The sequence below is a fragment of the Clostridium culturomicium genome (genome assembly GCF_000821305.1).
Classification (GTDB): Bacteria; Bacillota; Clostridia; order Clostridiales; family Clostridiaceae; genus Clostridium_J; species Clostridium_J culturomicium.
On the sequence record NZ_CCXK01000017.1, the window covers coordinates 302328 to 321502 of the forward strand.

General features: G+C 30.5%; 20 protein-coding genes. 18 read left to right on the plus strand and 2 right to left on the minus strand.

Annotated features, from left to right (window positions below; translation table 11 throughout):
• The first annotated feature begins 144 nt into the window (after positions 1–144).
• From BN1075_RS13900 to BN1075_RS13920, 5 genes are all read left to right on the plus strand, one after another.
• The gene (locus BN1075_RS13900) at positions 145–1884 is read left to right on the plus strand and encodes an NEAT domain-containing protein (RefSeq protein WP_040193816.1); all 1740 of its coding nucleotides are present in this window, start codon (positions 145–147) and stop codon (positions 1882–1884) included.
• Between the two features lie 83 nt (positions 1885–1967).
• Positions 1968–2561, plus strand: coding sequence for a class D sortase (locus BN1075_RS13905; RefSeq protein WP_040193817.1), 594 nt, complete (start codon positions 1968–1970; stop codon positions 2559–2561).
• Positions 2554–3501 carry a heme ABC transporter substrate-binding protein IsdE gene (gene isdE, locus BN1075_RS13910; protein ID WP_040193818.1) on the plus strand — a complete coding sequence of 316 codons (948 nt, stop codon included), beginning with the start codon at positions 2554–2556 and terminating at the stop codon, positions 3499–3501. Before BN1075_RS13905 ends, isdE begins: the two co-directional genes overlap by 8 nt.
• A 15-nt stretch (positions 3502–3516) precedes the next feature.
• Positions 3517–4542, plus strand: coding sequence for a FecCD family ABC transporter permease (locus tag BN1075_RS13915; RefSeq protein WP_042387346.1), 1026 nt, complete (start codon positions 3517–3519; stop codon positions 4540–4542).
• A gap of 47 nt (positions 4543–4589) precedes the next feature.
• A complete protein-coding gene (locus BN1075_RS13920) occupies positions 4590–5321 on the plus strand; it encodes an ABC transporter ATP-binding protein (RefSeq protein WP_235777846.1) in 732 nt (243 codons plus the stop codon).
• A 262-nt stretch (positions 5322–5583) separates the two neighbouring features.
• Here the strand turns inward: BN1075_RS13920 and BN1075_RS13925 are convergent, their stop codons facing one another.
• Positions 5584–6054, minus strand: a complete 471-nt coding sequence (locus BN1075_RS13925) for a hypothetical protein (protein WP_148315515.1) — start codon at positions 6052–6054, stop codon at positions 5584–5586.
• Between the two features lie 797 nt (positions 6055–6851).
• Between BN1075_RS13925 and BN1075_RS13930 the strand changes: the two genes are divergently transcribed.
• From BN1075_RS13930 to BN1075_RS13945, 4 genes are all read left to right on the plus strand, one after another.
• Entirely contained in the window at positions 6852–7274 is a 423-nt protein-coding gene (locus BN1075_RS13930) for a DUF5301 domain-containing protein (protein ID WP_052406555.1), read from the plus strand.
• A gap of 718 nt (positions 7275–7992) precedes the next feature.
• A complete protein-coding gene (locus BN1075_RS13935) occupies positions 7993–9624 on the plus strand; it encodes an amidohydrolase (protein WP_040193823.1) in 1632 nt (543 codons plus the stop codon).
• Positions 9625–9767: 143 nt separating this feature from the next.
• Positions 9768–10937, plus strand: a complete 1170-nt coding sequence (locus BN1075_RS13940) for a hypothetical protein (protein WP_052406556.1) — start codon at positions 9768–9770, stop codon at positions 10935–10937.
• Positions 10938–10972: 35 nt separating this feature from the next.
• Entirely contained in the window at positions 10973–11626 is a 654-nt protein-coding gene (locus BN1075_RS13945; protein ID WP_040193824.1) for a hypothetical protein, read from the plus strand.
• 151 nt (positions 11627–11777) lie between these two features.
• On the opposite strand, the gene BN1075_RS13950 is transcribed toward BN1075_RS13945, so the two are convergent.
• On the minus strand, positions 11778–12245 hold the full coding sequence (locus tag BN1075_RS13950) for a GNAT family N-acetyltransferase (protein ID WP_040193825.1): 468 nt from the start codon (positions 12243–12245) through the stop codon (positions 11778–11780).
• A gap of 308 nt (positions 12246–12553) precedes the next feature.
• Between BN1075_RS13950 and BN1075_RS13955 the strand changes: the two genes are divergently transcribed.
• The 9 genes from BN1075_RS13955 to BN1075_RS13995 all read left to right on the plus strand — a co-directional run bounded on the left by BN1075_RS13955 (position 12554) and on the right by BN1075_RS13995 (position 19104).
• A complete protein-coding gene (locus tag BN1075_RS13955; RefSeq protein WP_040193826.1) occupies positions 12554–13177 on the plus strand; it encodes an alpha/beta fold hydrolase in 624 nt (207 codons plus the stop codon).
• Between the two features lie 160 nt (positions 13178–13337).
• Positions 13338–13529 (plus strand): DUF6440 family protein, encoded by a 192-nt coding sequence (locus tag BN1075_RS13960; RefSeq protein WP_040193827.1) that lies wholly within the window; start codon positions 13338–13340, stop codon positions 13527–13529.
• 341 nt (positions 13530–13870) lie between these two features.
• Positions 13871–14392 carry a cysteine hydrolase family protein gene (locus BN1075_RS13965; protein WP_040193829.1) on the plus strand — a complete coding sequence of 174 codons (522 nt, stop codon included), beginning with the start codon at positions 13871–13873 and terminating at the stop codon, positions 14390–14392.
• A gap of 54 nt (positions 14393–14446) precedes the next feature.
• Positions 14447–15157 (plus strand): HAD family hydrolase, encoded by a 711-nt coding sequence (locus tag BN1075_RS13970; RefSeq protein ID WP_040193830.1) that lies wholly within the window; start codon positions 14447–14449, stop codon positions 15155–15157.
• Between the two features lie 203 nt (positions 15158–15360).
• Positions 15361–16134 (plus strand): aminoglycoside adenylyltransferase domain-containing protein, encoded by a 774-nt coding sequence (locus BN1075_RS13975; RefSeq protein WP_040195189.1) that lies wholly within the window; start codon positions 15361–15363, stop codon positions 16132–16134.
• Between the two features lie 195 nt (positions 16135–16329).
• Positions 16330–16671 (plus strand): PadR family transcriptional regulator, encoded by a 342-nt coding sequence (locus tag BN1075_RS13980; protein WP_040193831.1) that lies wholly within the window; start codon positions 16330–16332, stop codon positions 16669–16671.
• Positions 16655–17320 carry a hypothetical protein gene (locus BN1075_RS13985; protein WP_040195190.1) on the plus strand — a complete coding sequence of 222 codons (666 nt, stop codon included), beginning with the start codon at positions 16655–16657 and terminating at the stop codon, positions 17318–17320. The genes BN1075_RS13980 and BN1075_RS13985 overlap by 17 nt, the downstream gene beginning before the upstream one ends.
• A 115-nt stretch (positions 17321–17435) precedes the next feature.
• Positions 17436–18104, plus strand: coding sequence for a response regulator transcription factor (locus tag BN1075_RS13990; RefSeq protein ID WP_040193832.1), 669 nt, complete (start codon positions 17436–17438; stop codon positions 18102–18104).
• 1 nt (position 18105) lies between these two features.
• Positions 18106–19104: a sensor histidine kinase gene (locus tag BN1075_RS13995; RefSeq protein ID WP_040193833.1), complete on the plus strand. Its 999-nt coding sequence runs from the start codon at positions 18106–18108 to the stop codon at positions 19102–19104.
• Positions 19105–19175: the final 71 nt, after the last annotated feature.

A 19175-nucleotide genomic window follows, 5' to 3' on the forward strand; every position in this document is an offset into this window, starting at 1 on the left:
AAAAAGTAATATTGTTAAAATATATAAAAAAATAGTTCAAGAAATTATATTTAATTATGATAAAATTTAATCATTGAAAGCGATTATCAATTATAAAATATTATCAATTAAAATTAAAATATTGTCAAGTATCGGAGGAGAAATATGATTAGTAAAAAAATAAAACAAACTATTGCTTGTGCTTTACTTTTAGGTGTAATTACTGGAGTTGCGCCAACAAAGGTGTTTGCAGATGTTTTAGAAGGTAATGAGGTGCAGGTGGTGTCAACTGCAACAACAAGTAGTTATAAGAATGGCATTTATGAAGCTACCAACGAAACAAAATATGCCACTGAAGGAAATACAACAGGTGAATCTATGGCAAGAAGTGCGGTGGGAGTTACTACAAAAATTCAGATTAAGGATGGAATGTATATTAATACTCTTTCCTTAAATAAGGATTTATTTCAATTTATGAGTAGGATAAAAATAAGTGTTGATGGAAAAGAGATTGAATCTACCATAAATGAAGCTGAAAAAACTATTACATATACATTAGATTCGTTAAGTACAGAAGTAAAAGTGGATATGTTTATAACTATGATGGGAAGAGAAGTATCTTTCTTTGTTAATAATAAAATAGATACACTTAACCTAATAAATGGAGCACCAGTGATTAAAGGTGGTAATTCAGTAGTAAAGGTTGGAGATAAGGTAGATTTATTAACTTTAGTTTCTGTTTTGGATAATGAGGGGGAGGCTGTAGATTTAAAGGTTATATCGGATACTACCAGCTTTATAAAGGATGGAATGGTTTCAAAGGCAGGAACCTATGAGGTTACTTTTGAAGCAGTAGATGCTAGTGGGTTGTCGACAAGCAAGACTCTAACTTTAGTGGTTGAAGAGAATAAGAATGAAGTTTTACAAGAAGGAAGCTACAAGATTAAAAATCAGACTCAATATATAGGTTCAGGAAACAGTGATATTGGAAATGATATGGCAAGAAAGACTTTAGAGGAGACAAGCTATCTTCAGGTTAAGGAGGGAAAAAATCTATTAACCTTAAAGTTTAACAAGGAACAGTTTGCTTTTATTGGAAAGGTTGACGTTGTAGTTGATGGAATAGCAACAGCTATAAATCTTGACAGAAATGCAGCAGAGGCTGTTTTAGAAATTCCTTCACTTAATTCTGACATACAGGTTACTGTTGAAGTAACATTAATGGGAAGAACCTCAACTTTTAAAACAATTCTGTTACAAGATACATTAGAAAAGGTTAATGGGGAGATTGATGGAGATAGTGGTTCAGGTTCTGGCTCAGGCACGGGTGAAGGAGCAGGTTCTGGCTCAGGTACAGGGGCAGAGGTTGGAGCAGGTACAAGCACTGGAGCAGGTGAGGAAAATAAGGAGGAAATACAAATAGTTAAGGGAAAGCTTTATTCCATAGAAAATGAAGTTCATTATGCAGATAATAATCCAACGGGGCTAGCAATGGCAAGGCAATATCTTGATAGTATTTCAACAATTGAAGAAATTAATGGGGTTAGATATATTAATTTAACCTTTAAAGGTATTGAATATATGAGTAATCATAGATTTTATGTTAATGGAAATGAGGTTTCTTTTAGAAAGATTTCAGATGATGGAAAACAGGCAACATTTAGATTTGCAATTCCCGACTTAGGTTCTACAATGAAAGTGAAAATGTATGTGGCACCAATGGGAAGAGATGTAGAGTTTGATATTACTTTAAAACAAGATACTTTAACCTTTATTAAGGAATATGATGTGGAAGTTTTACCACAAACAGGATCACTTATAGACAGTAATATGATGTTTATGCTAGGGTCTGCTCTAGCAGCATCAAGTGTTTTAGTTAAGAAAAGAAAAAATAAATCTGTTTAATTATTATTAGTTATTATATAGGTAAATGTGAGGTTAAAAAGGAGTGAAGCCTTCTTTTTAACCTATTACATAAGGAGAAATTCATGAAATTTAATTTAAATAAAATAGGAATAAAACAAGTAGTTTTAATTCTTGGATGCTTTTTTATGATACTAGCAGGAAGTTTAAAGGTAATTAATTATATTGAAGTGAAAAAAAGTGATGATAAATTTAAAGCTGCCCTTGAGCAAGAATCTAATCAAAAGGATTCAAGCAGTGAAGTTGCAGAAATGGATGAGGAAATAGGTAGGCTCATAATTCCTTCACTAAATATTGAAGGAGTTATAGTAGAAGGAATAGATGATGAGAGTATTAAACATAATATAGGTCATTTTCCCTATAGTGGGGAGCCGGGACAAGAGGGAAATTTTGCAGTGGCAGGACATAGAGGCACTCTCTACAATAATGTTTTTGATAATCTGCATAAGGTTAAAATAGATGATGAAGTGATTGTTGAAACTCTTAAGGGAACCTATGTGTATAAAGTTAAGGAGCAATTTATAGTAGCTCCAGAAGAAACCGAGGTGTTAAATAATACACCAGGTGTGAAGGAAATTACGATTGTTACTTGTACCCTTGATGGTAAGGAAAGATTGATTGTAAAGGGTACTTTAGTTGAGGAGGAAAAAAATGAATAGAATAAAGAAAATTATAACAACAGTTTTTCTGGGCGTTGCACTTTTAGTAGTTACGGGGTGTGAAGTAAAGGAAAGTATCAATAAAGATATGAGTACAGAGGGGGTAAAGGAAGAAAAATCTGAAGAAAGCCAAAAGATGGACGAAAGTGAAGAGGAGGAGCAAAGTGATATTGTGGTTGCAACCTCAGTGGCAGTTGTAGAGATTTTGGATAAGTTAGGAGTTCAGGTACAAGGAGTGCCAACTAGCTCTTATGACTTGCCAGAAAGTACAGTAAGTGCAACGAAAGTAGGAAATCCAATGAGTCCTGACATGGAAATAATTAAATCTTTAGAGCCTACAATTGTAATAGCAACAGATACTTTAGGTTCTGATTATGAAAATTTATTTAAATCTAATAATATACCAAGTGTTTTTGTGGATTTGAATAGTATTGAAGGATTAAAAGCAACAGTAACTCAGCTGTCAAAAAGATTTAACAAGGTGGAAAAGGGAGAAGTAATTTTAAAAGAGATTCAGGAAAAGGAAGATTCTTTTAAAGATATTTCAGAAGAAAAAGAATTAGATGTAATGATTGTATTTGCTGCTCCAGGTGGAGTTAGCATGTTAGCAACAGAAGAAAGCTATATTGGAAATCTAGTAAAAGTAGCAGGTGGTAACAATCTTGCAGGAAAATCAGATGAACCTTTTATTTCATATAATAGAGAAGCGTTATCTCAGATGAACCCAGATAAGATTCTTGTAATGACTCATGCCCTTCCAGAGCAAACCATAGCGGAATTCAAGGAAGTTCTTGCAACGGATATTGCTTGGCAGAATATTAAAGCTGTTCAAGAAGGACAAGTTGAATTTTTAGATAGTAATTACTTTGGTATGAGTGCAAATCTAAAGGTCATTGAGTCTTTAGAAATTCTTAAAGAGATTTTATATCCTAAAGAATAAAAATGAGGAAATTAAATGATTAGTAAAAACAGAAGTGAAAAAGAAAAAAAAATAATAAAAACAGAAGGTATAAAGAAAGTATATATTATGGCAGCAATTGTATTTCTTTTTTTAGTGATGCTGTATTCCCTAAATGTAGGGTCAATTTCAATGAATTTTGGAGAAATGATTAAGGGATTATGTAGTGGTGCTACTGATGGAAATATAGGAGTAATAAGGGAAATACGTATGCCTAGAGTTTTCTCAGCAGTGCTTATTGGCGGAAATCTCGCTGTGGCGGGAGTGCTTCTTCAAGCTGTAATTAGAAATCCTTTAGCAGATCCATATATAACAGGAATTTCCTCTGGAGCTTCCTTGGTAACAGTAGTTATCATGATGTTTATACCATCTATTAATATGACTAGACCTTTATTTGGATTTATGGGAGGAGCTGTTTCCTGTACCATTGTATATGTTTTTGCCTTTAAAAAGGAATTGTCACCAATCAGGATTGTTTTGGTTGGAGCTGCAGTAAATGCTCTATTTGGAGGAATTATATCCATGTTAACAACTAGTTCAGGTATTGGAGGTAGTGCTGTATCCAGGTGGCTTACAGGAAGTCTTGCTACAGTAAAGATTTTGGATGTGAAAATTCTTTTTGTATACACAATAGTAGGAATGGCGGGAGCATTTTTACTAACAAGAAGCTGTAATATTTTAAGTCTAGGTAGAAAAAATGCAAGAAGTCTTGGAATTAATCCAGATATTCATATGATATTAATAACCATGGTGGCTGTGTTTTTATCTAGTGTCTCAACTTCGATAGGTGGCATTATATCTTTTATAGGTCTTGTGGTTCCACATATGTGTAGGATAATAATAGGATCAGAACATAAATACTTAATTCCATTTTCTGCGATTATGGGAGGTACTTTGCTATTAACTGCGGATACCTTAGGCAGAGTTTTAATGAAACCAGTAGAAATACCAGTAGGAATAATAATGTCTGTCATTGGAGCGCCATTCTTTTTATATATTTTAAGAAGGAGTGATTTAAGATAGTTATTCAAGGTAAAAATATAAGTTATTCATATGACAATAAGCCGTTCATAGACAATCTAGACATTCATATTGAGAAAGGGAAGATTACTACAATTATTGGACCTAATGGTAGTGGTAAATCAACGGTACTTTCACTTTTATGTGGCATGAATAAAGTAAAAAAAGGACAAGTTTTTATAAATGGAAGAAGTTTAAGTGAAATAAAGTATAAAGAGATAGCTAAAAATATATCTATGGTTCATCAACAGAATGAAGTTCCAGGAGATTTAAGAGTTTATGATCTTGTTTCTTTTGGCAGGGTTCCATATAAAAAGGCTTTTGAAACATATAGTGAAGATGATGAGAGCTTGATTGAGTGGGCAATGGAGGCTACAGGAGTTAGTAAGTATAAAGAAACTAAAGTTATGGAATTATCGGGAGGGGAAAGACAAAGGGTATTTATTGCTATGGCATTAGCACAAGATACAGATATACTTTTTTTAGATGAACCAACCACATATTTAGATATTTTTCATCAAATTCAAATATTAGATATCATAAAGAAACTAAATGAAGAAAAGGGTATAACAGTTGTCATGGTTCTTCATGATATAAATCAAGCTTTACAATACAGCGATAATATCATTGTAATGAAAAAGGGAAAAAAGATAATTTCAGGTGAAAGTAAAAAAGTATTAGACGGAAAAGTAATAGAATTGGTATATGGAGTAAAGGGGGTAATGACGGGAATGCCGGAAGGAAGTAATTACTTTATACCATTAAGAAATATGAAAATATAATAATAACAGCCTTAGTCATCAAAAAAGGTTTGACTAAGGCTGTTTATAATATGCATATATTTAAATAATTAAGGTTACTATTTACGTTATATAACAATTCATATGCCATGGCTTACACCACTTTTGCAATAAATTAAAATTTGTATTTAATGTTATTTTATGGCATTAAATTATAGTGTGATTGTCTTAAGTCAATGCAAATAAAGTACTTAAATATTGTATCTAAGTTATTTTAAGCATAAATTTCTATAAAAAATTTACGCTAGGCATAATGAACTTCATATTTCTTTATAAGATTGAATGTGAAATTAATATCCTTTTCTAGTCTGATTGTATCTTCACAATAATCTTGTAAAAGATTATTATCGGTTTCAGTGTTTTCCTTAATGATTAAATTGAAATTATGCAAGGAATTTTTAAAGGATAAAAATTGAAAGAAAATAAATAAATTATTTTTAGCATTTTCATGACTGAAATAATTGCAGATAACCCTTATTTTATGGTTGAAGCCTTTATAACGATTATTGGCAATAAATAATTTAAATAATCTACTTTCAGTTATCGCCTTGATTTCCTTTTTAAAGTCTAGAAGCTCTTTATTAATAATGATATTTAAAAGTTTGCTTTCGGTATACTCCGTAAGCAAAGCAAAAATTAAGAAGTATCCGGTAAAGTGTAATATAGGAAATAAGGTTAAGAATAATAAGGCAAGGAATGACTTTAAGCCTTCCATAACCGAAAAAACATTGTAATGATTATAAAGTACACAAGTTAAATTATTTTTATTTAAAATGTGTTTAATCCTTTGATTGATTTTAATAAAAGAAAAAGTCATTAAAGAAAGATAGATGAAATAAGTTAAAATTAAAAATAATTTTATATAGAAACCCATACATACACTCCTTTTATAACTGATTGTAATTTAATAATACCACTTTAAGGTAAAAAAATCCATATAAGATGTGTATAAATTGTAAAGGACAATACAATATATTCTTGCCATATGACTTAAAAAATTAGAAGAAATTTTAAATTCAGATGATATTAATAAAGATACAGAATCAAAGCAAACTGTAGAATCTATATATTTAATGGTATGCGTAGCTTTAAACAGAAAAGAAAGCAGGGGTACTCATATGCACATTGGTACAAAAAATACTAAGTTTTTAGTAAAATAATATAATGGAATTAATAGAATAATTCCTATAAATATTACTGGATATATTAGGTGCCTTAGCTTTTTATCTTCACTTTTCTTATAATCGAGAATTGGTATAATTATAAAAATGCATGTAGTAAATATAAACGTACTGATTGAAAATATAATATTAATAATACTAGATTTAAAAATCATAGATAGTATCCTTAGCAATAAAGTAAGGAAAAAACTTATAGTTAGAAGTTTACCCATTTAATTAAGCTCATTTCATAAATACGAATTTCTCACTTTGAATAGTATACCATAAATTGATATAATTGTAAGAAGTAAGTTTTAGCCGTATAAAAGCAGGAACATAATGGAGGTTAATAATGAATAGAATTAGAATTTTTAGTTTTTTAGTTATGACTTTGTTATTGAGTTTAAATTTTGTTGGTTGTAGCAAAGTACAAATTGTTTTGCCAAATGAAGCTAATTTAGAAAGCATAGTTTTATCAAAATCTACAGATAAAAACAATACACTTATTACAATCAATGGAAATAAAGAGTTTAAAAATATTATTCATAGCATTAAATCAAACTCTAAAAAAACAAATAAGGAATCAATTAATGATATACCAACAAATGTAGACTATTATATAAAATTAGAGTTTTTACATGCTAAAGGTGAAAGTAGTGTAGCTTATCTATACAAAACAAAAGATAAATGTTATATTGAACAACCTTATAGTGGTATTTGGGAGATAACACAAGAATCATATGATAATATAGATATATTAATTAAGGATAAATAGTACAAATTCTAATTTTCAGAGTGAATTTAGATTAAAAAATTTTAATGTATTATAAAAATAAAATTATATATTAAATTAGTAAATTACCGTAGTATTCAAAATGAACATGCGGTATTTTTTATTTCTCTTAGGCTGGTGCTTTGAAGAGTTTTTAGTCATGATTTATTGAAATGCTATATCTGTATAGATATTCACTTTCTTTTGCACGGCTCCATAAAGGGATTAATAATGTTTTCTCAATATCGGATAGATTTACATTTATTTTATTATTCATAAAATAAACTTAAAATTTTAGAATTAAATCAATTCTTACTTTGTTATTTTCAACATCATTGTTAGTTTATTTATTAACAACAAGTAAAGTACATATTATTACAAATATAAATAAAAAAGGAATATATGATTGTAGGAAGAATAATTTATTAAGAAGCAGGAGGAATTATAATTAAGGCTACTACTACGGAATTGATATTAATGGAAGCAGAAGGTTTCTAACAATTAATCCTTTAACATGTCAGGAGTGGGAACTTGAGGATAGTTTTTATAATTTTAATAATTAGATTTTTGTATTAGGGGTTGAGGATTAGGTTGGAAAAAATAAAAGGTATATACCAAAGCTTATTTTAATAATTCCATAAATAAATGTTAATACAATAAAAGAAAGTAATGTTAAAATACTAGGCTTAATTTATTTATTTATTTAAGGGGGATTTAACAGATGAACATACTTTTTAAAAATGGTAACATAGTTACCATGGATAGAAATATGCCAAAAGCTGAGGCAATGATTATAGAAGGAAATAAATTTAAGTATGTTGGAACCTTAGTTGGAGCTTATGAAGCAATGGAAGATGAAGATTATAAGGAAGTAGAATTAGAAGGAAAAATGGTTATACCAGGACTTAATGATTCTCATATGCATTTTCTTCACTATGCAAAGGGTTTGAGAAGTGTTAATCTTATTGGAACAAAGAGTATAAAAGAAATAAAAGAAAGAATGTATGAGAGCATAGTCAATAGAGAGTCTGGGGATTTATCATGGATTGAAGGAGAAGGTTGGAATCATGATTATTTTGAGGATGTAAAAAGATTTCCAACGAAATTCGATTTAGATGAAATATCTGAAACGGTTCCAATGCTTGTTATGCGTGCTTGTTTTCATGTTGGTGCATTGAATTCCACAGGACTTAAGCTTATGGGAATAAATAAGGAAACAGCTCCACAGTTTGGCGATCTAGTTGAAGTTCTTCCTGATGGTGAACCTAATGGGATAATTAAAGAAAGACTTCTGGATGATGTGAAAACAAAGATCTCTACTTTAAACCTTGAAATTATGAAGGAGATAATTATCGCAGCCCAGGAAAAAGCTTGGCAGCAGGGGTTAACCTCTGTTCAAAGTGATGATATTGGATATACGCCTAATTATGATTATGACCTTTTATTCACGTGTTTTAGAGAGCTTGAGGAATCAGGTAAATTAAAAATAAGAATTAGTGAGCAGTGTCTTTTAACGGATAAAATTAGTGTTGAGAAGTTTTTTGAAAAGGGATATTACTATTGGTGGGGGACTGAAAAGGCAAGAGTTTCTTGTGTGAAAATTTTAAGCGATGGTTCATTAGGTGCAAGAACAGCAGCTTTAAGAAGTGAATATAAAGATGATAGTACAACTAAAGGTATTGAGATGTTTACACAGGAAGCGTTAAATGAACTAGTATTATCTTCACACAAAAATAGCTGTCCAGTTGCAATCCACGCTATCGGAGATAGAGCTGTGGAAATGGCATTAGATGCTATTGATAATGGTCAAAGAATGTACCCAGGAAAGAGTTTAAGAGATAGTATTGTTCATTGTCAGATTACTGATGAAGGACTATTAAATAGAATAAGAGACCTTAAGGTTTTAACTTTAGTTCAGCCTATCTTTATTGATTATGATATGAATATTGTAGAAAGCAGAGTTGGTATTGAACTTACAGAGTCTTCTTATGCATGGAAAACCATGATGGAAAAAGGGATTCACACTTCTTTTGGAACTGACTGTCCTGTAGAGGCTTTTAATACAATGCCAAATCTTTATACAGCAGTAACAAGAAAAAATATTTCAGGTAAAGATAAAAAGGTATTTTTACCAAAAGAAAAAATGAATATGGAAGAAGCTTTAAGAGCTTATACAATTGAGGGAGCTTATGCTTCAGGGGAAGAGAAAATCAAAGGCTCAATTTCGGCTGGGAAATTGGCAGACTTTGTAGTTTTAAATAAAGACTTATTTAACCTAAATGATGAGGAAGAAATTCTTGAAACAAAGGTCCTTGAAACCTATTTTGATGGTGAACTTGTTTACAAGTTATAGATTTAGATAAGATTCTTAGTTAAGACGTTTGAAAAATTTCAATTAAGATTAAAAATAATTGTAGTATAGGAGTAGATATACAATTGACTTGAATATAGATTGATTGTTATATCTACTTTTATATATTTCAGGAGGGGTAGATGATGCTTAATTATAAAATAACATTAAGTGATAGAAGGAAGGGACAGTATGCTGTCTTTGGACATGTTGGAGTTGGACATGTTCATTCCCATAGTTCTTACGTACAAGATGACTCCGTTGGCTTTGCTGTGGTAGCCATGATAATGCGAGAAGCCTTAGGGGTTGATACTAGAATAAAGCAAATAAGCGCAGAGGTTGAAAGTGGAAAGATTATTGTTATAACCAATGGTGGAGGCATAGGTGAAACTTATTCATATAGAGGAATAACACCTTGGGAGAAAAAAATACTTGAGAATGTAGCTGGCGATGATGGCATCTACACACAAAAAATTGCTATTAAGATATTTGGAAGGATGTATGGTCAAGGGGTTACAACTGTGCCAGTGGCTCTTCAAGGAGCTATAGCATTAGCAGTCCTGGATACCTTTGAAAAAAGTAGTGATAAGGTTGTCTCAACAACGGTTAAGTACCATGGGCTTATTGATAAAATGACAGCAATGGTAGTGGATATAAATGGTGCTCCAGTATCGGTAATGGCTGTTATTAATGGTAATGAAGGTGGGATAGGACCTAATGAAGATAATGAAGGAAACACAGATTCAGGACCTAAAGGTGAATTGATACGAAGGTTCAGAATGAATGAGGTTCCATCTATAATTGTGGAGAGCAAGGCATATATTCCAAAACTTTGTAGAAATCTTGAAAATACCAGTTTTCTTATAAGGGCTGAGAATGGTGTGGACAATACTAATCTGGCAAAGCAACTTAATGAAGCAGCAGAAGAATTAATGTTACCTTTTTGGTTTAAAGAAGATAGTATGCCACTTGAGGAAAATCAGTTAATGAAAAGTACTATGGAATTTGCAGATAAAATCATTGACTTAGGAGAAATTTTAAAAAAATCAGAATCATCTGAAGAGAAGGTTGAAGTTTTATATAATCTATCCAAACTAGTGAGTGAAGATGCAGGTGGAGTTACATTCATGTCCAATCATATTCATAATAAGGTGAGGTCAGCGGGCATTATTCCAGGGAAATCAGCAATATTATCAATGATAGTTCCAAAGGTGTATATAGAGTATTGGTCAATCCCAGTGTTAGAGGTTGATGAGGCTGAAAATTTTGTAAATATAATTGGAAGTACTGCTACTAAAGGGAGTAAGACTAATTAGGTTTAAGTTTATATACGAAGTGAGGGAGTGAGTTTATGAAAACAAATCAGCAAAGATCAGAAGTCTTCAAGTTGTTTCAAACAAATATAAAAAGAAAAAAGGATTTTGAATTTGGTAAAGAGCAATTATTAACTCTTCGAGAGGAATTTATGTCAGTGTATAACTTTATTTTTGATACTTGTAATAATGATGACTTTGCAAAAATGCCTCTTTCTAAGGATAAGACTATAGCATATTATTTATTTCATTTAACTCGTATTGAGGATATTACATCGAACACTTTAATATTAGGCAAAAAGCAAATCTTCTTTAAAAGAAATTATGATGAGTTATTAAATTCGCCAATTATAACTACAGGAAATGAGATAGAACGCAACAATTTAGTGGAGTTTAGTTCTATGCTAGAAATAAATCAATTGAAGAATTACATATATGAAGTTTTTAGTAACACAAATAATATAATAAAAGATATGAGTTATGAAGATTCAAGGAAGAAAGTATCTGATGAGAGAAAAGCAGAATTAGTGAAACTTCATACTGTGTCAGAAAATGAAAATGCATTTTGGCTTATAGATTATTGGTGTAACAAAACATATACTGGGTTGTTGCTTATGCCATTTTCAAGACATCAAATGTTACACCTGGATGGATGTTTAAGAATTATTAGTAAAATAAAAAAAGTATTTTAGAACTCAATGAAATTTAAATGTTAAATATTAATTTAATCAAAATATCGTACTATAAGTGAGAATCTAAATCGATGATTTAGTTAATCGAACTTACTCATTCGAACGAATGTGAGAAGGAGTTTCATTTTACAAAGAGTGAGCACAGTATAATTTATACAAGTTCAATTTTCATTGCGATATCACATCTAGAACAAGTTTCAATGGAATCATCATTAATAAAACCATATTTTTTATAAAGCGGAAGGGCTTTTATTAGAATAGAGTTAGTTTGAAGAGTCATGTATTTATATCCTAATTGCTTAGCTTTTTCTAGGGCGGTTCTCATAAGAGTAGAGCCTATACCTTGTCCTTGGTATTCTGGGTAAAGATACATTTTTCTAAGCTCACATTCGTTGTTGTCTATTTTATAGATACCAACTGAGCCAATAATTTTTTCACCATTTTCAACAACCTGGAACCACCCATTATTGGTTAGATAATTGCTTTTAAGGTTTGTAACATCCTTATCAGCACCCTGCGGTTCTAAGTTTAAATTGTATTCAGATAAAACAACCTCAATAAGCTTTAATACTTGATTTTCATCACCAGGCTGAGCTTCTCTATAAATTAAATTATTCATTTTAAATCACCTCTATGTATTTAATATATGGTTATTAGTTTAACATATTTTGGAGGTTTACTCTACTTAAATTTGAAGCAGTTTAAAGATTGAAATCGTAGTGATTATGCGTAAAATTTAAGTTTAAAGGAATCTGAATACTAGTAGAGTTAAGGAATTTATTTATTTTAAAGGTATACAAAATTTAAGTTTAATGAACACAACAGGAGAAAGATAATTAGTATCATACTTTAAAATCTGTTATAATTCATATGTAGTTAAAGATATTTATATTGGCTAATAAGAAATTGACATGGAGGAATCAGATAATGCAGTATATTTTAATTCATGGTCTTGGACAAGATTCATCAAGCTGGAAGGAAACAGTTTCACATATGAATGAACAAGATCATATTCTATGTCCAGAGCTATCTTTGCTTCTTAAGGATAAAGAGGTAACATACGAAAATTTATATAATGCTTTTTCGGAGTATTGTGATAAGTTTTTAGAACCTTTAAATTTATGCGGACTTTCCTTAGGCGGTGTTGTAGCATTAAATTATGCAATAAATAACCCTGGAAAAGTAAATTCCTTAGTGTTGATTGCAGCCCAATATCATATGCCTAAGGCGCTGCTTAAGGTGCAAAATGTTATTTTTAAATTTATACCAGAGAAATCTTTTAATAATATGGGAATGAAGAAAAAAGACTTTTTAGAACTAACAAGTTCCATGATGAATTTAGATTTTAGTAATGACTTAAAAAGTATTACTTGCCCTGTGATGGTTGTTTGCGGAGATAAAGATAATGCCAATAAAAAAGCTTCTAAAAATCTGGCTGAAATAATTGAAAATGCAGAATTAAAGTTTATAAAAAATGCTAAGCATGAAGTAAATATTGATGAACCAAAGGAGCTAGCTGAAATTATCAAGTCCTTTTATAATAATTTTTAGTTTTAAGACAAGTATATCCTGATTTAGATCACTTAAGTATTCGTTATTCGTGCAGTTTGCATTCAATAATGAATAGTATAATATGTATGAAATATGGTAAAATATACATAAATAAATTGTGAGCTTGTAAATATATAATACATTAGGAGGCAAAGTAAGTATGTTTGGAGGTAAAGATAAAGAAAGATTTCACGTTACTTACAAAGAAGGTGGTATGTCTGGCTTCAAAATAATAGTTGATAAAGAAACTGGAGTAAACTATTTATGCAGCTGGGATGGGTATTCAGGTGGTATTACACCTTTATTAAATAGTGATGGAAGTGTTGTTGTAAGTTCTGTTGTGAAAGAATAAGTTTTAGAAGATAAGTCCTTAGCCAGTTTAGTTACAGTGGCTAAGGCTATTTTTATGTATCCAATTGATAGAAGCTTTGAATAAATATAAAGTGTTAATCATTAGATACTTAAGATTTAATGTAGAATTAACTTAGATATAACATAAGTACATTGTAGAAATATGTTGAAATTGTAAAATATTATATAGGCTGTGACTAATTTTTATATGATTAAAAGGAAAGTTTTGGTATGTGAAAATATATGGTATCATTGTAATATGAATACTGGTTGGAATAATATTACAAATGAGGGGTTAAGGTGAAAAATTATTTATTATTTTAACAGGGAAAGGACGAGAATATGGTTTTATTAGTAATTGATACACAAAAATTAATAACAAATGATAAATTATATCAGTTTCACAGGTTTGTAAGCAACCTAAAAGAATTAATAATGAAGGCTAGAGAAAATAACCTTGAAGTAATATATGTACGTCATGATGATGGAGAAGGTCAGGAGCTGACAAAGGGAACTGAAGGCTTTGAAATTTATGAAGAATTTAAACCAAGAAATGATGAGAAAATTTTTGATAAAACAGTTAATAGTGCATTTAAGGGTACAGGGCTTTTGGAATACCTAAAGGATAAAAAGGTGAAGGACATAATTATTACAGGGCTTCAAACAGATTTTTGCATTGATGCAACTGTTAAATGTGGCTTTGAGCATGGTTTTAATACTATAGTTCCTGCATATGCCAATACAACGGTGGATAATAAATTTATGACTGGAGAAGAAAGTTACAGATATTATAATGAGTTTATGTGGCAGAGAAGATATACACAGTGTATGTCTGTAGAGGAAACTATAGGAAAAATGAAGTAGTAAATTTAATGATTTATGAATTTGAAATAAGTGAACATTGAGAGGGTGAGTTTTGTGACAAAACCAAAAGTAGTTGTATTTGATTTATATGACACCTTGCTACATGATATTAAATTTGATTTTAATTCAGTGTTGCTTTATTTGCATGAAGAGATTTTATCAAAGGATATTGATAAATTTGAGTTTTTAAATTATGCAGCAACATATTGGAAAGAACTTTATGATAGCAGAGATAAGGATAATATAGAAGTTGCATTTGATGAAGAACTTTTAGATTTTAAAAACAAATATGGGTTTAGAGAAGAGTTTCCTATGGAAGAAATTTTGCTTAACTGTGCTTTGAAAATGAATTCAGTTGAATTATTTGAAGATACCATTTTCATATTAGAATATCTTAATAAGTTAGGTATTCCAGTATATTTGTTAAGTAACGCTATATTTAAAAAGGAAGTAATGAAAAAAATAATTAACAGATATGATTTGGAAAAGTACTTTGAGAATATACATTTTAGTGCTGATTATAAATTGAGAAAGCCACATCAAGATCTATTTAAAGTGATTTTTGAAGATATCAAAAAAGATAATGACAGTATTGAAAATAGTCAGATTTATTTTATTGGTGATAACTTTGAAGCAGATGTAAAGGGAGCAGCAAATTTTGGATTTACACCAATATTTATAAATAGAAGCAATAATAAATATATTAATGACAAAGGGTTTATTGAAATAGAAGCATTAAGTGATTTAATGCAGATAATTATTTAAGGTGAGGAGGGTTTGCATGTGTAGAATACTTAAGGCACCAGAGAACTGGAATCCAACGAAGTCAAAGCATTTCACCGCTTATGGTGAGTATGGTAAACAATGGGTAGTTTTTATATATGATGAGAAAATAAACTAATACAGAAATATATATGAGGGAACCTTGGATTATGTGCAAGGGGTTAACCTGGAAATGGAGAAATGTAATGAACAACGAGAATCAAGTAAAAATTGATAAAGTTCTTACTGAAATTGCAAGACAGTATGAGGATATTTTAAGAAATAACCTGGTTGGAATATATGTACATGGTTCTTTAGCTTTTGGGTGTTTTAATTCAAGGAAAAGTGATATAGATTTTATCGTTGTTGTAAATAGCGAACCTGCAGTTGAGGAAAAGGTAGCATTGATAAAGCTGTTACTTAAATTATCATCAGAAGTACCAGAAAAAGGTTTTGAAATGAGTGTAGTCTTAGCTGAGGTATGCGAGAGATTCATTTATCCAACTCCCTTTGAGATTCACTATTCAGCAATGCATATGCAGCGATGCAAAGAGAATTTGAGAAAATATTGTACAACTATGAAGGGAACTGATAAAGATTTAGCAGCACATTTTACTGTGATAAAAACTGTAGGTTATACAATTGAAGGACAACCTATATCAAAAGTATTTGGAGAGGTTCCTAGAAGTGCTTATTTAGACAGCATTGAGTTGGATGTTAAAAATGCAGTAGAAGACATATGTGACAATCCCGTTTATATTATATTGAATTTATGCCGTGTGTTAGCCTTTAAACAGGATGGATTAATTTTATCGAAAGAGCAAGGTGGCCTATGGGGAATGAAGAATCTTGATGAAAAATATGAATCATTCATTGCTAAAGCATTGAAGGCCTATAGCAATGAAGAAAATGTGGATTTTAATGAACAGATTTCATTAAGTTTTTGCCATTATATGATTGAAAAAATATTTAAGGTTTAAGATAGAACTTAATAACATAATAAATAATTTAAGTAAGTCTCTTTTTAAAGAGGCTATTTTTATGTAGTAAATATAGAATTTAACTTAGAAATAACAAAAGATTTAGAAAAAATGGAAAAGAGTATTGAATTTCTAGCTATCTTGCAATACAATATAGTTATAGTTCATTGTATTACAAGATAGTGAGGTGAGAATATGATTCCATCACAAATGCTAAAAGGAATGCTGGAAGGGTGTATTTTAGAAATTATAAATAAACAAGAAACTTATGCTTATGAAATATCAGAGAAACTTAGCAAGTTTGGTTTTGGTGAGATATCAGAAGGGACAGTTTATCCAATAATTTTGCGCCTTCAAAAGAATGAACAAATAAGTGCAACCTTAAGAGATTCTAATAGTGGGCCCAAAAGAAAATATTATAATCTTACACCCAGCGGAATGAAAGCATTAAGCCAGTTTAAAAATCAATGGCAGGAGTTAAATTTTGCAGTTAATAATTTATTGAAGGGAGAAAATGAAAGTGAAAAAGAAGTATAGAGAGTTACTTAAAATAAATAATAAACTAGAGAAGGAAATATTAAAAGAGAATAACGAATTGTATACAGATATGATAGTTTATATTCGTGGTTCAGAAATGACTAATTATGATCAAGAATTGGTTCGTGGGGATTTAATTCAAATGATTATTGATGGTCAGAATCGTGGTGACAATATAGAAAATGTCATAGGAGAAAATTATAAAAATATCTGTGATGAAATTATTGAAACTATGCCTAAAAGAACAAAATTTCAAAAAATTCTTCTAGGGGTTGAACACTGTTTTTCCTGTATATGGATTCTGGGTATGATTTCCATTGGAAAAATAGTAATTTGGAATTGGGGAGAAAAGAAGGGGGATTGGAAATTTATCCTTTCCATTGGTGATATTATAAATATGCTTATAGTAATTCTTTTAGCTAATGTTGTGGTTAATTATATATGTAAAACAGCTTTAGCTAATAAAGAAAAAAATAGAATAGTATCATTTCTAAAGACTTGGATTGGATTCATGATTGTAACTGGAATTATGGTGGCAAGCGCATACTATTTAAATTACACTCTTATTAATATTTCATTAGTGTTTGCAATAGTTTTTGTAGTTGTAGCATTCATATGTGATATTGTTTTATCTAGATATACGATGTAATGTATCTTATTTTCTTTAATTAGTAAAAGTATGGGTATATAATAAAGTAAATTATAATTATTATATAAAAGCAAGTGAAATTAAGATCTAACAAGTTTTTTATGGAGGATTTAATATGAAGATTTTTATTGTTGAGGATGACAGCGTTATTGCAGGTGCAATTGAAGGTCATCTTACTTCTTGGGGGTATGAGTGTAGCTGTGCTAAGGATTTTCAAAATATATTAGGTGAGTTTGTGAAGGAGAACCCGCAGCTTGTTCTAATGGATATTTCACTGCCTTTTTTCAATGGGTATCATTGGTGTAGTGAGATTAGAAAGGTGTCGAAGGTGCCAATTATATTTGTTTCTTCAGCTTCAGATAATATGAATATTGTAATGGCAATTAATATGGGTGGTGATGATTTTATTCCAAAACCTTTTGATTTAACTGTGCTTGTGGCAAAGGTTCAAGCTCTTTTAAGATGCACTTATGATTTTACTTCTAGCAGTGATGTACTTGAGCACAAAGGGATACTGCTTAATTTATCTGATGCAACTGTCACATATAAGGGTGAAAAGGTTGAGCTCACAAAGAATGAATATAGAATACTTCAGGTACTATTTGAGAATAATGGTAAAGCTGTTACAAGGGATAGTTTAATGGAAAAGCTTTGGGAGACTGATTGCTTCGTGGATGATAACACCTTAACCGTAAATATCACAAGACTTAGAAAGAAGATTGCGGGAATTGGGTTAGATAATCTTATTATAACAAAGAAGGGTATCGGATATATGGTGGAGTAGAATGAGGTCATTTAAGTATTATTTAAAGGCAAAACTAAAATTAATTCTTATACTGATGATGTGTATTACCATATTTACAGGAGTTTTTTCCTTGTATGACCTCCCCATAGAAGCAATTTTATATGGAGCAGGTCTTAGCTTCTTTGTAATATTACTTTTTGGAATTTTTGATTATAGAAGCTTTAATTTTAGGGTTCAAGCGCTTAGAAAGGTTCAGAAAGATATTGAAGTTTCCATTGAGAATCTTCCGGAAGGAGTTAATGCTATTGAGGACGCCTATATAAATCTTGTTAAAGCTCTATTCCAGCAACAAAATAAACTGATTTCAAAGTCAAGAGAAGAAATGGCAGAGATGATTGATTATTATACGCTATGGGTTCATCAGATTAAAACGCCAATTGCGGCAATGGCATTATTGCTTCAAGGGCAGGATTCTAAGGAAAATAAAGAACTAAAAATGCAGCTTTTTAAAATTGAGCAGTATGTGGAGATGGTGCTTGTGTATCTTCGAATGAATAGTGAAAGCTCTGATTATGTCTTTAAAAAGTGCGACCTTGATAGAATAGTTAAACAGTGTGTGAGAAAATATGCTTCAATGTTTATAAAAAAGAAAATAAGCATAGACTTAAAACCAATTGATAAAATGCCGATAACTGATGAGAAGTGGTTGGCCTTTGTTCTTGAGCAGATTTTATCTAATGCCATTAAATACACTAATGAAGGTTCTGTGTCAATTTACATGGAGGGTAACAATTCTTTAGTAATTGAAGATACAGGCATAGGAATAGCTGAGGAGGATTTATATAGAATTTTCGACCGTGGGTTTACTGGGTATAATGGACGAATGGATAAGAAAGCTTCGGGACTTGGTATGTATTTATCGAAAAAGATTTTAACAAACCTTGGTCATGATATAAAAATTGAATCAAAGATTGGAGAAGGCACAAAGGTGATTGTTAGTTTTGATGAAAGCAATGATTCATACCGTTTCAATGAATAGAGTCATATTTGTTTTACTTAAGAATTAAAGATTAAGAAAAGAATCCATAGAGGATTCTAAAAATTATAAGA

Coding starts and splice junctions, on each gene's coding strand:
- BN1075_RS13930 (WP_052406555.1), top strand. CDS start 6,852: ATGAATAGAATTAGAATTTTTAGTTTTTTAGTTATGACTTTGTTATTG.
- BN1075_RS13990 (WP_040193832.1), top strand. CDS start 17,436: ATGAAGATTTTTATTGTTGAGGATGACAGCGTTATTGCAGGTGCAATT.
- BN1075_RS13915 (WP_042387346.1), top strand. CDS start 3,517: ATGATTAGTAAAAACAGAAGTGAAAAAGAAAAAAAAATAATAAAAACA.
- BN1075_RS13955 (WP_040193826.1), top strand. CDS start 12,554: ATGCAGTATATTTTAATTCATGGTCTTGGACAAGATTCATCAAGCTGG.
- BN1075_RS13980 (WP_040193831.1), top strand. CDS start 16,330: ATGATTCCATCACAAATGCTAAAAGGAATGCTGGAAGGGTGTATTTTA.
- BN1075_RS13905 (WP_040193817.1), top strand. CDS start 1,968: ATGAAATTTAATTTAAATAAAATAGGAATAAAACAAGTAGTTTTAATT.
- BN1075_RS13950 (WP_040193825.1), bottom strand. CDS start 12,245: ATGAATAATTTAATTTATAGAGAAGCTCAGCCTGGTGATGAAAATCAA.
- BN1075_RS13925 (WP_148315515.1), bottom strand. CDS start 6,054: ATGGAAGGCTTAAAGTCATTCCTTGCCTTATTATTCTTAACCTTATTT.
- BN1075_RS13995 (WP_040193833.1), top strand. CDS start 18,106: ATGAGGTCATTTAAGTATTATTTAAAGGCAAAACTAAAATTAATTCTT.
- BN1075_RS13940 (WP_052406556.1), top strand. CDS start 9,768: ATGCTTAATTATAAAATAACATTAAGTGATAGAAGGAAGGGACAGTAT.
- BN1075_RS13945 (WP_040193824.1), top strand. CDS start 10,973: ATGAAAACAAATCAGCAAAGATCAGAAGTCTTCAAGTTGTTTCAAACA.
- BN1075_RS13975 (WP_040195189.1), top strand. CDS start 15,361: ATGAACAACGAGAATCAAGTAAAAATTGATAAAGTTCTTACTGAAATT.
- BN1075_RS13900 (WP_040193816.1), top strand. CDS start 145: ATGATTAGTAAAAAAATAAAACAAACTATTGCTTGTGCTTTACTTTTA.
- isdE (WP_040193818.1), top strand. CDS start 2,554: ATGAATAGAATAAAGAAAATTATAACAACAGTTTTTCTGGGCGTTGCA.
- BN1075_RS13960 (WP_040193827.1), top strand. CDS start 13,338: ATGTTTGGAGGTAAAGATAAAGAAAGATTTCACGTTACTTACAAAGAA.
- BN1075_RS13935 (WP_040193823.1), top strand. CDS start 7,993: ATGAACATACTTTTTAAAAATGGTAACATAGTTACCATGGATAGAAAT.
- BN1075_RS13965 (WP_040193829.1), top strand. CDS start 13,871: ATGGTTTTATTAGTAATTGATACACAAAAATTAATAACAAATGATAAA.